Below are 17,243 nucleotides of genomic sequence, written 5' to 3' on the forward strand. Positions count from 1 at the left end.
CCACTCGGGAACCCCTCCACAAATTTTGTTTGCTAAAAGCTTACATCGTTTTAGCAGGAAAGACGTACGATACAACAAATCAGGAACATCTTTCAAGAATGATGGTGGAGGGGGACGGATTCGAACCATCGAAGGCGGAGCCGGCAGATTTACAGTCTGCTCCCTTTGGCCACTCGGGAACCCCTCCACAAGTGCGGTGCGGATAATAGCAAACATTGAGGGTCTGTAAACCCTTTTCCTGCTAAAACTTGTTTGTGTGCTGCTATTTTCGTCATATTGCCGTTGGTCAGGGCATAAACGGTGAATTTTCCCCTTTATATTCTTGACTTAGATTTTCGAAATTTCTCACTTCTTATTCTATTTCCGGACGTAAACAGAGGATATAAACGGAATCTTGCTTAACTTTACACTTCTTTACGCCGTTTCCACTTTGCTTTCGATATGATCTACGCAGTATTTCTTAAGCGGTTTTAATCATGAAAAAAATCCTTGTTGCAGTTTTGGTGACTGCTGCCTTATCCGGCGGCGGATTTTTCTATTTTCAGGGTACCTCCCAGGCTGCGGAAGCGAAAATGCCTCTGGGAATAGGGCGTCAGATCCCGGTGACAACCGGTGAAGTGGCCTCTCATCCTATTGCGCGATCCCTGTCTCTGGTCGGAAAACTAGATGCTCAGCGTTCGGTAATGATAGCGACACAGGTTGCAGCCAAAGTTGAAAAGGTGGTTGCTGGTGTCAACAGCAAGGTAGAAGGTGGTGAGTTGCTGGTTCAGCTGGATGATGCCAAAGCGCGTGCTGCGTTTGAAGAAGCGCAGGCTTACCTGAATGACGAGAAACGTAAATATACTGAATATCAACGCCTGGCTGGTCGTGGTGCGATTACCCAGACGGAAATTGATGCCCAGCTGGCCAGTGTCAATATTGCGGAAGCGCGCCTGAAAGCGGCGAAAGCCGAACTTGATGATCATGCTATTTCTGCGCCTTTTGCCGGTATTGTCGGACTGATTGATTTTAGCAAAGGCCAGATGCTGACAGTCGGTAATGAACTGTTTTCCCTCGATGATCTTTCATCTATGCGTCTGGATATTCAGGTTCCGGAGCAATATATCTCTTACTTAAAAGAGGGTATGGCGGTATCTGCGACCAGCAAAGCCTGGCCGGGGCAGGCATTCAACGGTGAAATTCAGGCGATAGACTCACGTGTTCAGGCGGACTCCCTAAACATTAAAGTTCGGGTGAATTTCCAGAATGTAGAAGGAAAACTCAAGCCGGGCATGCTGATGGCGGCCAATATTGCCTTCCAGCCGCAAAATTCTGCCCTTATTCCGGTTCAGGCGCTGGAATATTCTGGTACTAAGCGATTTGTTTACTTAGTTGATGAACAAGGGGTAGCCCATCGTACAGAAGTGAAATTGGGTGCTCGGGTTGAGAATGAAGTGGTGATTGAGTCAGGGATCAATATTGGTGATCGGATTGTTGTTCAGGGGCTGGTGAATATGCGTGACGGCGTTAAAGTCAGTGACGTTACGGTCAGTCAGGGACAGACTGCTGGAGGCAGAGCCTGATGTGGTTATCTGATGTTTCAGTTAAACGCCCGGTTGTCGCAATTGTTCTCAGCTTGCTGTTGTGTGTGTTTGGCTTGGTTTCCTTTACTAAGTTGACGGTGCGGGAAATGCCGGATGTAGAAAATCCGGTGGTGACCGTAATGACAACGTATGAAGGGGCGTCGGCCACCATTATGGAAAGCCGGATTACCACTTTACTTGAAGATGAGCTGTCAGGGATCAGTGGTATCGACAGTATTACTTCGGTGACCCGTAACGGAATGTCACGGATCACCGTTGAATTTGAGATGGGCTGGAACCTGACCGAAGGGGTCAGTGATATCCGTGATGCCGTGGCTAGGGCACAGCGTCGTTTGCCGGATGAAGCGGATGAGCCGGTGGTATCTAAAGACAATGGCTCCGGTGAACCGGCGGTTTATGTCAACCTTGCTTCCAGCACCATGGATCGTACCCAGCTGACGGATTATGCCGAGCGGGTGCTGATGGACAGGTTCAGCCTGATCAGCGGTGTCAGTTCGGTTCAGCTTAACGGTGCCTTGTATAAGGTTATGTATGTAAAGCTGAAACCGGAGCAGATGGCCGGACGAGGTGTTACGACTAAAGACATTGTTGATGCCCTGCGTGATGAGAACGTCGAACTGCCGGGTGGTGAAGTACGTAATGATACGACGACAATGTCCGTTCGTACCGCCCGCCTGTATCGCACAGCCGATGACTTTGCTTATCTGGTGATCCGCACTGCGGCTGATGGTTCGCCTATCTACCTGAAAGATGTTGCGGATGTTGCTATCGGGGCGCAGAACGAGAATGCGACCTTTAAAAATAACGGTATCTCAAATCTGAGTCTTGGCATTGTAACCATGACAGATGCCAACCCGCTGAATGTGGCGCAGGAGGTTTACGCCGAAGTTGAGCGAATGCAGCGGTTTATTCCGGAAGGGACATCGCTTTACGTGGATTATGATTCGACGGTATTTATCGACCGTTCGATTAGTGAGGTCTACAGCACGTTGTTTATTACCGGCCTGCTGGTTGTATTGGTGCTGTATATTTTTATCGGTCAGGCCCGGGCAACTCTGATCCCTGCGGTAACTGTTCCTGTTTCTTTGATCTCAGCATTTATGGTGGCCTACTTCTTAGGTTTTTCCATTAACTTGCTGACCCTGATGGCATTGATTCTGGCTATCGGGCTGGTAGTCGATGATGCCATCGTGGTGGTGGAAAACATCTACCATCATATCGAGCGAGGCGAATCACCATTGCTGGCTGCTTATAAAGGAACTCGTGAAGTCGGCTTTGCCGTTGTAGCAACAACCGTTGTGTTGGTCATGGTCTTCCTGCCGATCTCCTTTATGGACGGCATGGTCGGCCCGCTGTTTACTGAGTTTTCTGTTTTGCTGGCAGTATCTGTGATCTTCTCATCCATTGTAGCGCTGACATTAAGTCCGGTACTGGGAAGTAAACTGCTTAAAGCCAACGTCAAGCCGGGGCGCTTCAACCAGTGTGTAGATCGCATGTTTGCCCGACTGGAAGCCCACTATCGTAAGTTGGTAATGTATTCGGTGCGATACCGTTATGTTGCTCCTTTGATTATTGTGGCCTTTATCGGCTTAAGTGCCGTGTTGATGAAAACAGTCCCTTCTCAGTTGGCTCCGCAGGAAGATCGCGGGGTGATCTTTGCATTTGTAAAAGGTGCCGAGGGAACCAGTTATAACCGGATGGTTGGCAATATTGAAGAGGTTGAAAGCCGTTTGTTGCCGATGGTCGGTAAAGGTGTGATTAAGTCGGTTTCTATCGAAACGCCTGCTTTCGGCGGCAGAGCTGGTGACCAGACCGGATTTGTGATCATGCAGTTGGAAAACTGGGAAGACCGGGATGTCAGTGCAGCTGACGCATTGGGTATGGTGCGCAAGGCGCTCCAAGGGATCCCTGATATCAAGGTATGGCCGTTTATGCCGGGCTTTCGCGGAGGTTCATCTGAGCCGATTCAGTTCGTACTGAACGGTGCGGATTATGATGAGCTGTTCCAGTGGGCAACCAGGCTGAAAGAGATTGCTGAAGACAGTCCTATGATGGAGGGCGCGGATCTTGATTATGCTGAAACGACACCTGAGCTGGTGGTAACCGTAAACCGCCAGCGTGCGGCAGAGCTGGGTATTCCGGTGGCTGATATTGCTGAAACACTGGAGATCATGCTGGGTGGGCGCAGTGAGACAACCTTTGTTGATCGCGGTGAAGAATATGATGTTTATCTGCGCGGTGATGAAAACAGCTTCAACAACGCGACTGATCTGAGTCAGATCTATGTTCGGACAAAGTCCGGTCAACTGATCACCCTTGAATCTGTTGCTGATGTAGAAGAAATCGCCTCAGCGCAGAAACTGAGCCACAATCAGAAACAGAAATCGATCAAGCTGAAAGCGAACCTGGTTCCCGGTTATACCTTAGGTGAGGCTTTGGATTTCCTGGATGCCCAAGCATTGGAAATGCTGCCGAGCGATATCGTTATTGATTATGCCGGAGAGTCGAAAGACTTCCGGGAAAACCAGAGCAGCATTTTGTTGGTGTTTGGTCTTGCTTTGTTGGTTGCTTACCTGGTGCTGGCAGCGCAGTTTGAGAGCTTCATTAACCCTATGGTTGTCATGCTGACAGTGCCAATGGGGGTATTTGGCGGTTTGGCTGGTTTGCTGCTCCTGAATCAGAGTCTGAATATCTTCAGTCAAATCGGAATGATCATGCTGATCGGAATGGTAACCAAAAACGGAATCCTGATTGTCGAGTTTGCTAATCAGCTAAGGGATAAAGGCGTTGCCTTTGAACAGGCAATTATCGAAGCTTCAGAGCGACGTTTGCGCCCGATCCTGATGACGGCATTTACCACTTTATTTGGCTCGGTTCCGCTGATCTTTTCAACCGGGGCCGGTTCAGAAAGCCGGATTGCGGTGGGGACAGTTGTGTTCTTCGGTATGGCGTTTGCCACTTTCGTTACCTTGCTGGTTATTCCTGCAATGTACCGACTTGTATCAGCGAAGACCGCATCACCGGGTTATGTCGCAGAGCAGCTGGAAAAAGCGCTAAGGCATGAGCACAAAAGCTCACTTGATAAAGATGAACCGGTTCCTGTCGTAGAAAGCTGATAGGTATTGCTCATGTTTGAAACAAAGCCGTCCAGTTGGGCGGCTTTTTTGTTGATTTTCTTTTTCAGCCACAGTAGCACGCAATATTTATTTTCTTGTTGTCACCGGGATTGGTAGAATTGACCGCTATTGAAAATTTCATGTCCTTGGATGCGTTGCGAAACGCCTATTTAAAGAAGAGAACCATGTCTCAGAACCAGCCTCAGAATGCTGCTGACCAAAATCAGCCTAAAGCAGTTCGACTAAATAAATTTATCAGTGATACCGGCTACTGCTCACGTCGTGAAGCAGACAAACTTATTGAGCAGGGACGAGTCACCATTAACGGTCAACTACCGGAAATGGGGGTGAAAGTTCAGCCGGATGACGAAGTGCTGGTGGACGATAAGCCGCTGCGTGCCAAGGAAAAGCCGATTTATATCGCCTTGAATAAACCAACCGGTATTACCTGTACCACAGAGCGTCACGTTAAAGACAACATTGTTGACTTTATCGGTCACCGCAAGCGTATTTTCCCGATTGGTCGTTTGGACAAACCTTCTGACGGTTTGATTTTCCTGACCAATGACGGAGACATCGTTAACAAGATCCTGCGTGCTGGTAACTCGCACGAGAAGGAATACGTGGTACGTGTTGATAAGCAAATTACCCAGGAATTCCTGGATAAAATGGCTTCCGGTGTTGAAATTCTGGATACTGTTACCTTACCTTGTAAGGTGACGAAGGAAACGAACTATTCGTTCCGTATCGTCCTGACTCAGGGCCTGAACCGTCAGATCCGCCGTATGTGTGAAGCACTGGGCTATGATGTATTTAAACTGCGTCGTGTACGTATCATGAACATCAGCATCGACGGTCTGCCGAATGGTAAATGGCGTTACCTGACCGATGCCGAGATTGCTGAAATTCAAAGCCTGGTAGCTGAATCAAGTAATGATGAGGATGCTTCGCGTGTTGACGGTACTGGTCGTGCCATCAAGAAAGCAACCGATGCCAAGCTGTATGATAGCCGCCAGAGCGATAAAGAAGACTGCGATAACGGAAAAGTTAAATACAAGACCTATAAAGGCAAGGGCGAGTTTAACCGTAAACGCCGTCCGGACAGCCGTGATGATTCACGCTCTGATGACCGTCGAGGCTCTCGTCCGAATCGTGGTTATAAGTCGAGCCATCGCAAGCCGGGTCAGGAGAATGAATTCTCTCGTGGTCCTAAGTCAGATGGTTCTCGCTCAGGCAGTTCTAGCGGCATTAAGAAGTGGAAATCGAAGAAAGAGTCATAATTCGTCTTTCGTTTCTGTTTTAGCATAGCCCGCATTACCGGTTACTAAGACACCCATTGCCGAATGAACGGTAATGGGTGTTTTTTTATGTTGTTTCTCCCATGTTTTGCTATTACCTATTCCTTGCTTGCATTCGTAGCGACGAATTTGCACTATGTATTCATCAACTAGATCAAGCCGAAAGTAATGGCGGGTTAAACAGATTTCAGAAAGCACAGGGGAAGTAATGGCAGGCAATACGATTGGACAACTGTTTCGCGTCACGACATTTGGTGAAAGTCATGGGCTGGCTCTTGGTTGCATTATTGACGGATGCCCGCCGGGATTAGAGCTGACAGAAACGGACATGCAGCACGATCTGGACCGTCGACGTCCGGGAACATCCAAATACACAACCCAACGTCGTGAACCGGATGAGGTGAAAATTTTGTCTGGGGTGTTTGAAGGTAAAACTACCGGGACTTCAATTGGTTTGCTGATTGAGAACACCGATCAGCGTTCTAAAGATTATTCTAATATCAAAGATCTCTTCCGTCCGGGCCATGCCGATTATACCTATCATCAGAAGTATGGTATCCGTGATTACCGGGGAGGCGGTCGTTCATCAGCCCGAGAGACCGCTATGCGAGTAGCTGCCGGGGCGGTAGCCAAGAAATACCTCCAGCAGGTTCACGGTATTGAAGTGCGCGCTTACCTTTCCCAGATGGGAGATGTGACGGTTGATAAGGTCGACTGGGATCAGATTGAACAGAATGCGTTTTTCTGTCCGGATGCTGATAAAGTTGAGGCTTTTGATGAGTTGATCCGTCAGTTGAAGAAAGACGGCGATTCTATTGGTGCGAAGCTGACAGTCGTTGCTCGTAATGTCCCTGTCGGACTGGGTGAGCCGGTATTTGATCGCCTTGATGCTGATATTGCGCATTCGCTGATGAGTATTAATGCGGTGAAAGGAGTTGAAATTGGTGACGGTTTTGACGTGGTTAATCAGCGTGGTAGCCAGCACCGCGATGAGATGACGCCAGAAGGTTTCAAATCAAACCATGCTGGTGGCATTTTAGGCGGGATCTCTTCCGGTCAGGATATTGTGGCACATATGGCGCTCAAACCAACCTCCAGTATTACTGTTCCTGGAGAGACAATTACTCGTCAAGGAGAAAGTGCAGAGGTGATTACGAAAGGGCGTCACGACCCTTGCGTGGGTATCCGTGCCGTGCCGATAGCAGAAGCAATGTTAGCGATTACTCTGATGGATCACCTGCTTCGTCATCGCGGACAGAATGCTGATGTGATAACGGAAACCCCAAAAATTTGATTTAGGAAATAACAAAGAGGCAGTTATTTCTTAGTTAAGTTATGAGATGAAAAAAGCGAGAGCCTTTTGGCCCTCGCTTTCTTGTTTCCAGCTCTAAACCACCTACTTCAGTAGGTGGTTTTTTACTATGAATTCGACTCTGCTTTTTTAGGTTCGTTGTTTTCGATTTCATCGAACCGAAATACCGGCAGGCTCCAACCATATTGTACCGCGGCAACACGGACGAAAAAGCCAACTACCAGTGTTGTAATGGTGGTGATAGTTTCCGGAATGCTCAGGTAAAGCATGCCGTAGTACATACCGCCAGCCATGAATGCAACTGATGCATAAAGTTCTTTATGCAGCACCATTGGAGGACGACGGCAGATCAGATCGCGAAGCAGGCCACCAAAAACACCAGTCACAACTGCTGCAACAATACAGATTAGAACCGGTAGGTTCATATCCATTGCAACTCGGCAACCGATAATACTGAAAACAATTAATCCTAGTGAATCAAGTAAGACAAACACTTTATGGAAACGGACAACCATTGGGGCCACAATCGTGGTAAACAGACCCGCCAGGCAGGTAATCACTAGGTATTGCGGGTGTGCGACCCAGCCCAGGGGGTAATGACCTAACAAAATATCACGTACCGTACCGCCGCCAATCGCTGTAGCACTGGCAACCAACATCACGCCGAACCAATCCATATGACGCTTGCCTGCAGCCAGAGCACCGGTCATCGCTTCGGCTGTAATGCCGATAATATAAAGTGTTGTTAAAAGCATGAGATAACTTGATGAAATACTAAAGAATGCAAGAGAGGCTGCGATTTTAAGTAGCAGAGTATGCAGCGTCGAATGAAAAGTTTTTCGTTATAGATGAATTTAGTTCATGTATAGGAGCATGTAAAAAAGGGAGTGCATAGTAATGCACTCCCTTTTAATTTAGTTGCTAAAAGTCAGCGCTTTAGCATGCTAAATATTCTATACCGGTTTAGAAACGGTAGCTTGCCTGAACACCAACCAGCCAAACGTTACCAGTGGTTTCGCCTTCAAAAGAGATTGGTGCTGGAATGGATTGAAGTGTTTCGGTTTCTTGCATTTTTGCATCTTTAGCAAAAATGTAAGTAAAGCCAGCATCGAAAGTCAGGTTTTCCGACCACGCATAACCTGCACCCAGGCTCAACCATAGACGGTCAGTTTCTGGGATGGTTTGTGTGCGGTATTGCTCATCAACTGCTGAAGTATCGTAGGCTACACCAGAGCGTAGTGCCAGTTTGTTATTAAGCTGGTAAGTTGTACCTACAGCAAGGCGGTAGTTGTCTTTCCAGTTTTCCACCTTGATAGTATCAGGGCTATCTGGGTGGCCCGGAATAACTGCAACCAGTTTTTCGAAGCTGCTCCAGTCAGTCCAGTTGAAGCTAGCATGCATCGCTAGTTTTTCTGTTAACTGGTGGTAGCTGGCAATTTCTGCTGTAGCAGGCAGTGTCAGTTTCATGCTACCTGGGTAGCGATTACCATATAATGCACCTGAAGCTGTACCTTCTAAGTTGAAGTTGACTTCTGAGCGGTAGTTCATACCAACACGGTGGTCCGGGTTTATTTGCCAAGCAGCACCTAGCTGCCAGCCCCATGCCTGATCTTCTCCTTCCATGTATTTTAGGTTTTTACCTTGAAGTTGACCAAGCTGTTTTGCTGCTTCAGGGCTGATGAGGTGCTGTTGCTGAAGTTTCTGTAAAAGGCCTGCAAATTGTGGTGGTAGCTGATTTGGCATTGATGCGCCAAAGTGACCTTCGCCCATTACATAGCGAACACCACCGCCGATGCTGAACTCATCGTTGATTTTATAAGCAAGGTTAGGGTTAATCTCGACAGACTTAACCATAGCCTGATTGCCAAATAGTGAACCGTAAAAATCCGAACCCAGGTCGGTTTCCATACCAAAGTTGGTTGCAATCGCCAAGCCGGCAACCCATTGCTCATTGATTTGATGAGATAGGTAGAAGTTTGGAATTACTGCTGAGTTTGCAATGTCGTTGCTTTCTGTTTGGGATGACGCTGGGCCCATTTTGACTTGGCCCTTAACGTCGATATTCGGATCAACGTAGATAGCACCGGTAGAGATCTGGGTGCCTTCAAGGTAAGTCATCATAGCCGGGTTACGGAATTGTGCACTGGCATTGTCAGCCATTGCTGCTTCACCGGCAAATGCGCGGCCAAGGCCTGTTGCAGAGTACTCAGCAAGCTGGAAACCTGCTGCCATTGCGTTAGTGCTCAGGCCCAGAGTTACTGCTGCAGCCAAAGATAGAGTAATTTTGTTCTTGTTCATCAGTCTTAATGTTCGCTGAAATTTAATGCCGCGAATCATACGCCTTAGAGTAAAAGCTTTAAGCAAATCTTTGTTCACACCAATGATAAAGTTGATAATTTTGTTGTTGTGATTATTGCTAGCTATATATATGGTAAAAAACAATCAATGCAATCTGGTCGGATGAGATTTCGGCGTACACTTGTGTACTGATATGGCACTTTCAGCGACGGAGTGTTCACTGAAATTAGTAATAGAGTGGGAGAACGCTTGCCTTGATAAACTTAAGTTATTGAAAAATAATAATTATAAAAAAAGGGAACCGTTTGGTCCCCTTTTTGTGTGATGAAAAAGCTTTATTCGCTGAATTAGAACGAACGGCTGTACTGAATACCGTATAGCCATGCGTTAGCACGGGTTGTTGCTTTTACCGATGTAAGCTTAGTTTCAACAACGTTAACATCTTCACCCAGAAGGTAAGTCACACCAACATCAATGTTTGATTTTGAATCGATATGGTAAGTGAAACCACCAGAGAACCACTGGCGATCGGAGTCTGGAACTGAAATGGATGTAACTTCATCCTGAGCGCTGGTGTCGTACATGTAACCAGTACGAAGTGTCCAGTCTTTGTTCAGGTAGTAGGTACCACCGATTGCGTAGTGCCAGCCGTCCTGCCACTTGTAAGAGTTTAGTTCGTTGCCACCAGTTGTTTCTAGTTTGTCGAATTCGCTCCAGCCGATCCACTGAACACTATAGTGAATGGCAAATTTATCATTCAGTTTGTGGAAGCCTGAGAATTCAGCCATATCTGGTAGAGGCATTTTCAGTTTTTCACTGCTGATATTGCCGCCGCCTAACTGGTAGTGCATATCACCTTCAGCTTCTAGCTCCGGGCTATAGCGGTAAGACAGGCCGAAGCGGTTGTTTTCGTTGTACTCATAAACAGTACCTAGGTTCCAGCCAAATGCAAAGCCATCGGCATCAACATCTGCAAGAGGACCTTTAAGTGTGCCCTGACTTTGGCCTTCGATGAGTGCTTCAATGTTTTTGTTGGTACGCTTAAGTTTGCCATGACCGTAGATCACGTCTAGGCCACCACCAACACTCCATTCTTCGTTGATACGGTAAGAAGTGCTCAGGGCAAAGTTTACGCTTTTAACATCGGTTGTACCGCCAAATTCGTTGGCCATAAAACTGTCACTGAATTCAGTTTTGGTACCGAAGTTAGAGTAAACACCAGCTCCAACAGCCCATTTGTCATTGATTGGGTGGATGTAATAAAAGTTTGGCGCGTATGAGGTATCACCGATTTGCTCATCACCTAAAGGTGCCGTTACAGGGCCTGCTTTATATTGAATATTTTTAACCTGGATATCAGTATCAATAACGTTGATACCCAGTGACATTGCCGGTGCGTCAAACAGTGACATTGCCGCTGCGTTACGTGCCATTGCTGATGCGTTGTCAGCGATAACTGCATCACCTGCAAATGCACGGCCAAGGCCGGTTGCAGATTGTGCGTTAAGTTGGAAGCCAGCAGCCAGTGCTTGTTGAGATGCCATGGTGATTGCTACAGCAACCACTGATTGTGTAAACAGACGCTTCTTATTCATATTTATTGTTATTCCTAAAATAGGTATTAATCTTCTGCTTTTTTGCAGAGGAAGCAGATTGTATTGGTGCAGCCTGACGTATCAAATCAGACCAGTTACTAACTTATTGCTTGTAATCGCTAAGTTAATAACTTAATTGGCAGCCTAATGAAGGAATAGCGTTAGAAGAGGTAATAAAAAGCGTGTTATGCAACGTGAGTAACAATTTGAATTGTTTTATTTTTATGAAAAATCAAAGCGATCATTGGTATTGGTTTTACCAATGATCGCAGGGTTTTTATGTGAGATTGTTAAATTTCCCAATTTAGCTCAGATTCCAAACGCTTGGCGACAGGGGCGATATTTTGACCTTTTTCACCGACAACAATCAGGCTCGCATTCCTAAGTGGCATCACAACGCCCTGCATTTTATTGTCATTGAATGAGGTCATATTCGGACGTTGTTCAGGCACTACAAATACGGTTACTTTTCCAGCGTCGGTCGCCATCACCATGTGTAGTGCATTCTTGTTTCCGAAGCCACAATGGTTAACATAGTAAATATGACCGGGAAGGTTGTTGAACTCAGAACCAAAAGGATTCAGTTTTGCATTGACTTGCTGAAGGCTGACCGCTTCATCAATATTGTCGATAAAAGGTGCTTCCGCATAAATGTGCTCTAGTGCTACATGAGCCACGTCACTGTTGGTTTGAACTGGGGCCGACAGGAAGTTAACCTGACCGACGAGTAAGCCGAAAACAAAGGCCACTGAGGCGGCAATAGCAAGATGAAATCGGGTTTTGTTCCGTTTTTGTTCTGGCTGGCTGGATTGATGGAATAAAATGCGATCAGCCAGATCGTCCGGTACATTGACCTTCAATACTTTTTCGAGCTTAGCGTCAAGCTGCAACAGTTCATCTGCCAGCTTGCGGTTAGCGATCGATTCATTTCTCGCTTCGAGCATTTCCTGGCTGCTGTCATTTGGATCTGCCAGGATACGACGACGGAATTCAAGATCGTCCATTGTGTTGGCCCCTCCGATCGGATTGTTTCTCTATCTGCTCTTTTAATTGATTTCTGGCACGGAACAAGCGTGTCATTACTGTGTTGCGATTCAGGCCAAGAATTTCAGCGATTTCTTCTCCGCTGAATCCAGCCATCACTTGCAACACTAAGGGCTCTCTGTATTCAGGTGACAGCTTCATGATCTGCTTGTGCAAAATCTGCTGTTCCAACTCCATTTCTGAACCCTGGTGGCTGGTATCAGAGACGGCATAGTCATCAATATCAACCAGATCCAGCTGCTTACGTTCAAATCGACGCGCATTTTCCCTGCGCAAAATAGTTATTAACCAGGATTTGGCGGCGTTGTCATCTTGCAGGCTGTCGAGAGAGCGCCATGCCCGTAAACAGGTTTCCTGTACCAGATCCTCTGCAATATGAGGGTCGTGGCACAACCAGTAGGCATAGCGATACAAGTCCCGATGCCAAGCCCGGACGAGGGCTTCATAACGTCTTTGTTTATTCATGTCTACAGAGACCGAGGCATCTGACTTTTTCTTACGAAAAAATTGCTTAATCATATAGTTGCCTATCAAATTAGAAATCGCTTTGCTTATTTGCGTTTGTTTTATTCAGCGATTGCATGAATAAGAGGATTATCAGCACTAAAATTGATCTGGTTCAAATTTTGTCTTCGTAAGGAAGCTATAGTAGTTACCGTCATCTGATGGTAAGCATCAATTCGGTTCTGAGGATCAGGTCTGTTTTTTTGATTACTATCTGTTGAGCAAGATGACAACTTCCTTTTGAAGGCTGACTTTACTTTCTCCTATCAGGTTTTACCTGATTTGCAATTGGCTTTATGTTAATTGACTTATACCTTATGTGGATGTAATTCCACATAAATTATAACCATACCATATCGGTATGGTTTTTTTTTGCCTAAATTTCACAATTAAGTCCTCAGTTGCATATCTATTCTTATTAATTATTTGTGTTTTTCTTTGATCTTAGCCTTGAAGCTTGTGAAGTCACATACTTAAAACAATTGTTTGAGATTTATAACAAATTAATTACAATTGTTGTGGTCAGACCTCTAAACTCGCACCTAAGGTGCCCAGCAAATCATAATAAGGAGTAGCGATGACACGTCTCCAGAACCTCACCACAAGTCAGGGTGAGCGCATCGCAGTTGTAAGTGGATTACGTACCCCTTTTGCTCGTCAGGCAACCGCCTTTAATGGTGTTCCTGCATTGGATATGGGGAAGATGGTGGTCAATGAAATGATGCAGCAGATCGACTTTGATCCGCAAATCATTGATCAGGTGGTATTTGGTCAGGTTGTACAGATGCCGGAAGCGCCGAATATCGCCCGCGAAATTGTATTGGGTACCGGGATGAATATCGGCACTGACGCTTACAGCGTTACCCGAGCGTGTGCGACCAGTTTTCAGGCGGCCGCCAACGTGGCTGAAAGTATCATTTCCGGCACCATTGATATTGGTATTGCTGGTGGTGCAGATTCCTCATCTGTACTACCAATCGGTGTATCGAAAAAGCTTGCTGCTACACTGCTGGAATTGAGCAAAGCGAAAACCATGGGTAAGCGTTTAAAACTGCTCAGCAAGCTCAGTGTGAAAGATTTGATGCCGGTGCCGCCCGCTGTAGCTGAATACTCGACTGGCCTAAGCATGGGGCAGACGGCTGAGCAGATGGCAAAAAGCCACGGCATTACCCGTCAGCAGCAGGATGAACTGGCTCACCGTTCCCACACTCTTGCAGCTCAGGCGTGGCGTGATGGTCTTATTCAGGATGAAGTCATCACTGCGTTCCCCGAACCATACCGTCAGTGGATCGATAAAGATAACAACATCCGCGAAGATTCTACTCTGGAGTCTTACGCTAAATTGCGCCCGGCCTTTGACCGCAAGTTCGGTTCAGTTACGGCGGCTAACTCAACACCGTTGACTGATGGTGCCGCCGCGCTATTACTGATGCGGGAAGGGCGGGCAAAAGCTTTAGGGCTTAAGCCATTGGGTTATATCCGTTCCTACGCATTTGCAGCTATCGGTGTAGAAAAAGATATGTTGATGGGGCCGTCTTATGCCACACCAATCGCACTTGAACGAGCCGGTTTGAACTTATCTGATATGACATTGATCGACATGCATGAAGCATTTGCTGCACAGACGCTGGCGAATGTGAAAATGTTTGGTTCGAAGAAGTTCGCTGAAGAAAAGTTGGGACGTAGCCAGCCAATCGGTGAAATTGATATGGACAAGTTTAACGTGTTGGGGGGATCGATTGCTTATGGGCACCCGTTTGCTGCAACCGGTGCCCGAATGATCACTCAGACGTTGCGTGAGTTGCAGCGTCGTGGTGGCGGATTTGCATTGAACACCGCCTGTGCAGCTGGTGGTTTAGGCGCAGCAATGATCCTGGAGGCAGAATAATGAGCGAACAAGTATCCGCATTTACCTTATCTTATGGTGATAACGGCGTTGCCTGGCTGAAGATCGATGTGCCGGACGAGAAAATGAATACCCTGCAGTCAGCTTTTGCTGAGCAGGTGACAGATGTACTTGCAGAGCTGAAGAAGCAGTCTGATATCAAAGGTATGGTGGTTTATTCAGGTAAGCCGGACAATTTTATTGCCGGTGCCGATATTCGAATGCTGGCGGCCTGCAACTCGGCGGAAGAAGCTGAGCAACTGGCAGCGAAAGGGCAGGAGTTGTTTGCTGAGCTTGAAGCGTTGCCATTTCATGTTGTTGCTGCGATTCACGGACCTTGTTTGGGCGGTGGTATGGAATTGGCACTAGCTTGTCACAGTCGTGTGTGCTCCGATGATGATAAAACCCGTCTGGGTTTACCTGAGGTTCAATTAGGTCTGTTGCCAGGCTCCGGTGGTACTCAGCGATTGCCTCGTTTGATTGGGCTGGCGAATGCTCTGGATATGATTCTGACCGGCAAACAGCTGCGTGCGAAGAAAGCGAAAAAACTTGGCGTGGCTGATGAGGTTGTTCCACAGAGTATCCTATTGGATATTGCCGAGAAACAGGCGCTGAAACCAAAGCCGAAGCGCAAGCACAGTTTCCAGGAGTGGGCGCTGGGTGGTAATTCGCTGGGTCGCTCACTGGTATTCGATCAGGCTGCGAAGAAAACCCGTGAGAAAACCCGCGGTAATTATCCAGCGGCAGATGCCATTCTGGAGGTTATAAAATATGGCCTGCAAAACGGTATGAAAAAAGGCTTGAAAGTCGAAGCCAAGCGTTTCGGTGAGCTGGTAATGTCACCTGAGTCTGCGGCATTGCGCAGTATTTTCTTTGCCACTACAGCAATGAAGAAAGAGACAGGATCGGATGCAGAGCCTAAGTCTGTCCATAGCGTCGGCGTGCTTGGCGGCGGCTTGATGGGCGGAGGGATCAGCAATGTGACTGCAACCAAAGCAGGTTATTCGGTAAGAGTTAAGGATATCAGCAATGACGGCGTGCTGAACGCTATGGCTTATAACTTCAAGTTACTGGATAAGAAGCGCAAGCGCCGCATTATCAGTAAAGCTCAGTTGCAGAAGCAGATGATGCAAATTACCGGTGGGATTGATTACACCGGCTTCAAATCTGTTGATGTGGTGATAGAAGCGGTATTTGAGGATCTGAAGCTTAAGCATCAGATGGTGAAGGAGATTGAAAATAATGCTAAGCCGGAAACAATCTTCGCAACCAATACTTCTTCGCTGCCGATTTATCAGATAGCTGAAGCGGCGGAACGCCCGGAAAACGTGGTTGGTCTGCACTACTTCAGCCCAGTTGAAAAAATGCCGTTGGTGGAGGTTATCCCTCACGAATGCACATCACCTGAGACGGTGGCGACTGTGGTGGCATTGGCCAAGAAACAGGGTAAAACGGCGATCGTGGTCGGGGACAAGGCTGGTTTCTATGTTAACCGTATCCTGGCTCCTTATATGAATGAGGCGGCGTCGGCTTTGCTCAGCGGTGAACCTATTGAGCACCTGGATAACGCGTTGCTTGATTTTGGTTTCCCTGTCGGCCCTATTACTTTGCTGGATGAAGTTGGGGTGGATATCGGAGCCAAGATCATGCCTATCATGGTCAGGGAACTGGGTGATCGCTTCAAAGGTCCGGACGTGTTTGAGACTCTGCTCAATGATGGTCGCAAAGGGCGCAAGAGCGGTAAAGGTTTCTATCTTTACAACACCAAGAAGAAGACGGTTGATAAGAGCGTTTACAAGTTGCTGAATATTGAGCCGGAGAAAAAAGCGGAAGGTTTGGATTTGGCGATGCGTTGTACGTTGATGATGCTGAATGAGGCTGCTCGTTGTCTGGATGAAGGTGTCGTTAAGTCAGCCCGTGACGGTGATATTGGTGCCATTTTCGGTATCGGTTTCCCGCCGTTCTTGGGGGGTCCTTTCCGCTATATGGATCAGTTGGGCGTTAACAAAGTGGTTGAGCTGCTTAACGAGCATGCCGATAAATATGGCGAGCGCTTTATACCATGTGAGAAGCTGGTGGCGATGGCGCAAGAAAACCAGTGTTTCTATCCGCTATAATTGCTCTGAAGTCGCAAGATATATAGTAAAAAGGCCTGCAATTGCGGGCCTTTATCATGTATAGCTTATTTAGTTTGCTACTAGTTATGTTGCTGGCGATCGACTATCCGCAGACGAAAAGAGGGTTCAAAAAGTTTTGGCCGGATTAAGTGGTAGGTTGTCATCGAAATGATAAGCGCAACCAGATCGTTAATATTTAAAAATATAATTAGTGCTACCGTACCAATTACGATGAAGGCCAATGCGTATAACAGAATATCTGCCTCATGGTGAGACAGTGCACATTCGCAATGTTGGCATAAAAAGTAATTATCGTATTGGCTCAAAGCCGGCGCCATGATAGCAGACTGGCAATGTGGGCAACGTTGTTTCATTGTTTCAGTTAAATCTCTACAGGCGTATTGGCGTTATTGAAGGGCTGATGAGTCTGATCGAAATTGCCCGTATATTTATAAGAATGTCAGTAAGGATGATATCCTTATATGGAATGG

12 protein-coding genes and 1 tRNA gene are annotated in these 17,243 nt (G+C 46.9%); 6 read left to right on the plus strand and 7 right to left on the minus strand.

From position 1 onward, the window contains the following. Positions 1 to 102: 102 nt before the first annotated feature. Positions 103 to 187: transfer RNA gene (locus tag C942_RS17595), tRNA-Tyr, on the minus strand. 289 nt (positions 188 to 476) lie between these two features. Here C942_RS17595 and C942_RS17600 point away from each other — a divergent pair. The 3 genes from C942_RS17600 to rluF all read left to right on the plus strand — a co-directional run bounded on the left by C942_RS17600 (position 477) and on the right by rluF (position 5,979). Beyond that, entirely contained in the window at positions 477 to 1,562 is a 1,086-nt protein-coding gene (locus tag C942_RS17600; protein ID WP_007468229.1) for an efflux RND transporter periplasmic adaptor subunit, read from the plus strand. Next, positions 1,562 to 4,699, plus strand: a complete 3,138-nt coding sequence (locus C942_RS17605) for a multidrug efflux RND transporter permease subunit (protein WP_007468231.1) — start codon at positions 1,562 to 1,564, stop codon at positions 4,697 to 4,699. Before C942_RS17600 ends, C942_RS17605 begins: the two co-directional genes overlap by 1 nt. Before the next feature lie 185 nt (positions 4,700 to 4,884). Then, positions 4,885 to 5,979, plus strand: coding sequence for a 23S rRNA pseudouridine(2604) synthase RluF (gene rluF, locus C942_RS17610; RefSeq protein WP_007468233.1), 1,095 nt, complete (start codon positions 4,885 to 4,887; stop codon positions 5,977 to 5,979). Here the strand turns inward: rluF and C942_RS25170 are convergent. Continuing rightward, on the minus strand, positions 5,974 to 6,132 hold the full coding sequence (locus tag C942_RS25170; protein ID WP_157372659.1) for a hypothetical protein: 159 nt from the start codon (positions 6,130 to 6,132) through the stop codon (positions 5,974 to 5,976). The genes rluF and C942_RS25170 overlap by 6 nt on opposite strands. Before the next feature lie 73 nt (positions 6,133 to 6,205). Between C942_RS25170 and aroC the strand changes: the two genes are divergently transcribed. Further along, on the plus strand, positions 6,206 to 7,291 hold the full coding sequence (gene aroC, locus C942_RS17615; protein WP_007468235.1) for a chorismate synthase: 1,086 nt from the start codon (positions 6,206 to 6,208) through the stop codon (positions 7,289 to 7,291). 125 nt (positions 7,292 to 7,416) lie between these two features. Here the strand turns inward: aroC and C942_RS17620 are convergent, their stop codons facing one another. The 5 genes from C942_RS17620 to C942_RS17640 form a co-directional block, all read right to left on the minus strand. Then, on the minus strand, positions 7,417 to 8,064 hold the full coding sequence (locus tag C942_RS17620) for a trimeric intracellular cation channel family protein (RefSeq protein ID WP_007468236.1): 648 nt from the start codon (positions 8,062 to 8,064) through the stop codon (positions 7,417 to 7,419). Positions 8,065 to 8,272: 208 nt separating this feature from the next. Continuing rightward, entirely contained in the window at positions 8,273 to 9,607 is a 1,335-nt protein-coding gene (locus tag C942_RS17625; protein WP_036800955.1) for an outer membrane protein transport protein, read from the minus strand. Between the two features lie 347 nt (positions 9,608 to 9,954). Beyond that, positions 9,955 to 11,202, minus strand: coding sequence for an outer membrane protein transport protein (locus tag C942_RS17630; protein ID WP_007468240.1), 1,248 nt, complete (start codon positions 11,200 to 11,202; stop codon positions 9,955 to 9,957). Positions 11,203 to 11,492: 290 nt separating this feature from the next. Next, positions 11,493 to 12,206: a DUF3379 domain-containing protein gene (locus C942_RS17635; RefSeq protein ID WP_007468242.1), complete on the minus strand. Its 714-nt coding sequence runs from the start codon at positions 12,204 to 12,206 to the stop codon at positions 11,493 to 11,495. Further along, positions 12,193 to 12,765, minus strand: coding sequence for a sigma-70 family RNA polymerase sigma factor (locus tag C942_RS17640; RefSeq protein WP_007468244.1), 573 nt, complete (start codon positions 12,763 to 12,765; stop codon positions 12,193 to 12,195). The genes C942_RS17635 and C942_RS17640 overlap by 14 nt, the downstream gene beginning before the upstream one ends. A gap of 562 nt (positions 12,766 to 13,327) precedes the next feature. Here C942_RS17640 and fadI point away from each other — a divergent pair. Then, on the plus strand, positions 13,328 to 14,638 hold the full coding sequence (gene fadI / locus C942_RS17645) for an acetyl-CoA C-acyltransferase FadI (RefSeq protein ID WP_007468246.1): 1,311 nt from the start codon (positions 13,328 to 13,330) through the stop codon (positions 14,636 to 14,638). Continuing rightward, complete coding sequence (fadJ, locus tag C942_RS17650) at positions 14,638 to 16,752, plus strand: fatty acid oxidation complex subunit alpha FadJ (RefSeq protein ID WP_007468248.1); 2,115 nt, start codon at positions 14,638 to 14,640, stop codon at positions 16,750 to 16,752. The genes fadI and fadJ overlap by 1 nt, the downstream gene beginning before the upstream one ends. Positions 16,753 to 17,243 lie beyond the last annotated feature (491 nt).

This window comes from Photobacterium marinum (assembly GCF_000331515.1).
GTDB lineage: Bacteria > Pseudomonadota > Gammaproteobacteria > Enterobacterales > Vibrionaceae > Photobacterium > Photobacterium marinum.

Bases quoted from the DNA above. Each gene is read 5' to 3' on its own strand.
- C942_RS17600 (WP_007468229.1), top strand. From the start codon at position 477: ATGAAAAAAATCCTTGTTGCAGTTTTGGTGACTGCTGCCTTATCCGGC.
- C942_RS17605 (WP_007468231.1), top strand. From the start codon at position 1,562: ATGTGGTTATCTGATGTTTCAGTTAAACGCCCGGTTGTCGCAATTGTT.
- rluF (WP_007468233.1), top strand. From the start codon at position 4,885: ATGTCTCAGAACCAGCCTCAGAATGCTGCTGACCAAAATCAGCCTAAA.
- aroC (WP_007468235.1), top strand. From the start codon at position 6,206: ATGGCAGGCAATACGATTGGACAACTGTTTCGCGTCACGACATTTGGT.
- C942_RS17620 (WP_007468236.1), bottom strand. From the start codon at position 8,064: ATGCTTTTAACAACACTTTATATTATCGGCATTACAGCCGAAGCGATG.
- C942_RS17625 (WP_036800955.1), bottom strand. From the start codon at position 9,607: ATGAACAAGAACAAAATTACTCTATCTTTGGCTGCAGCAGTAACTCTG.
- C942_RS17630 (WP_007468240.1), bottom strand. From the start codon at position 11,202: ATGAATAAGAAGCGTCTGTTTACACAATCAGTGGTTGCTGTAGCAATC.
- C942_RS17635 (WP_007468242.1), bottom strand. From the start codon at position 12,206: ATGGACGATCTTGAATTCCGTCGTCGTATCCTGGCAGATCCAAATGAC.
- C942_RS17640 (WP_007468244.1), bottom strand. From the start codon at position 12,765: ATGATTAAGCAATTTTTTCGTAAGAAAAAGTCAGATGCCTCGGTCTCT.
- fadI (WP_007468246.1), top strand. From the start codon at position 13,328: ATGACACGTCTCCAGAACCTCACCACAAGTCAGGGTGAGCGCATCGCA.
- fadJ (WP_007468248.1), top strand. From the start codon at position 14,638: ATGAGCGAACAAGTATCCGCATTTACCTTATCTTATGGTGATAACGGC.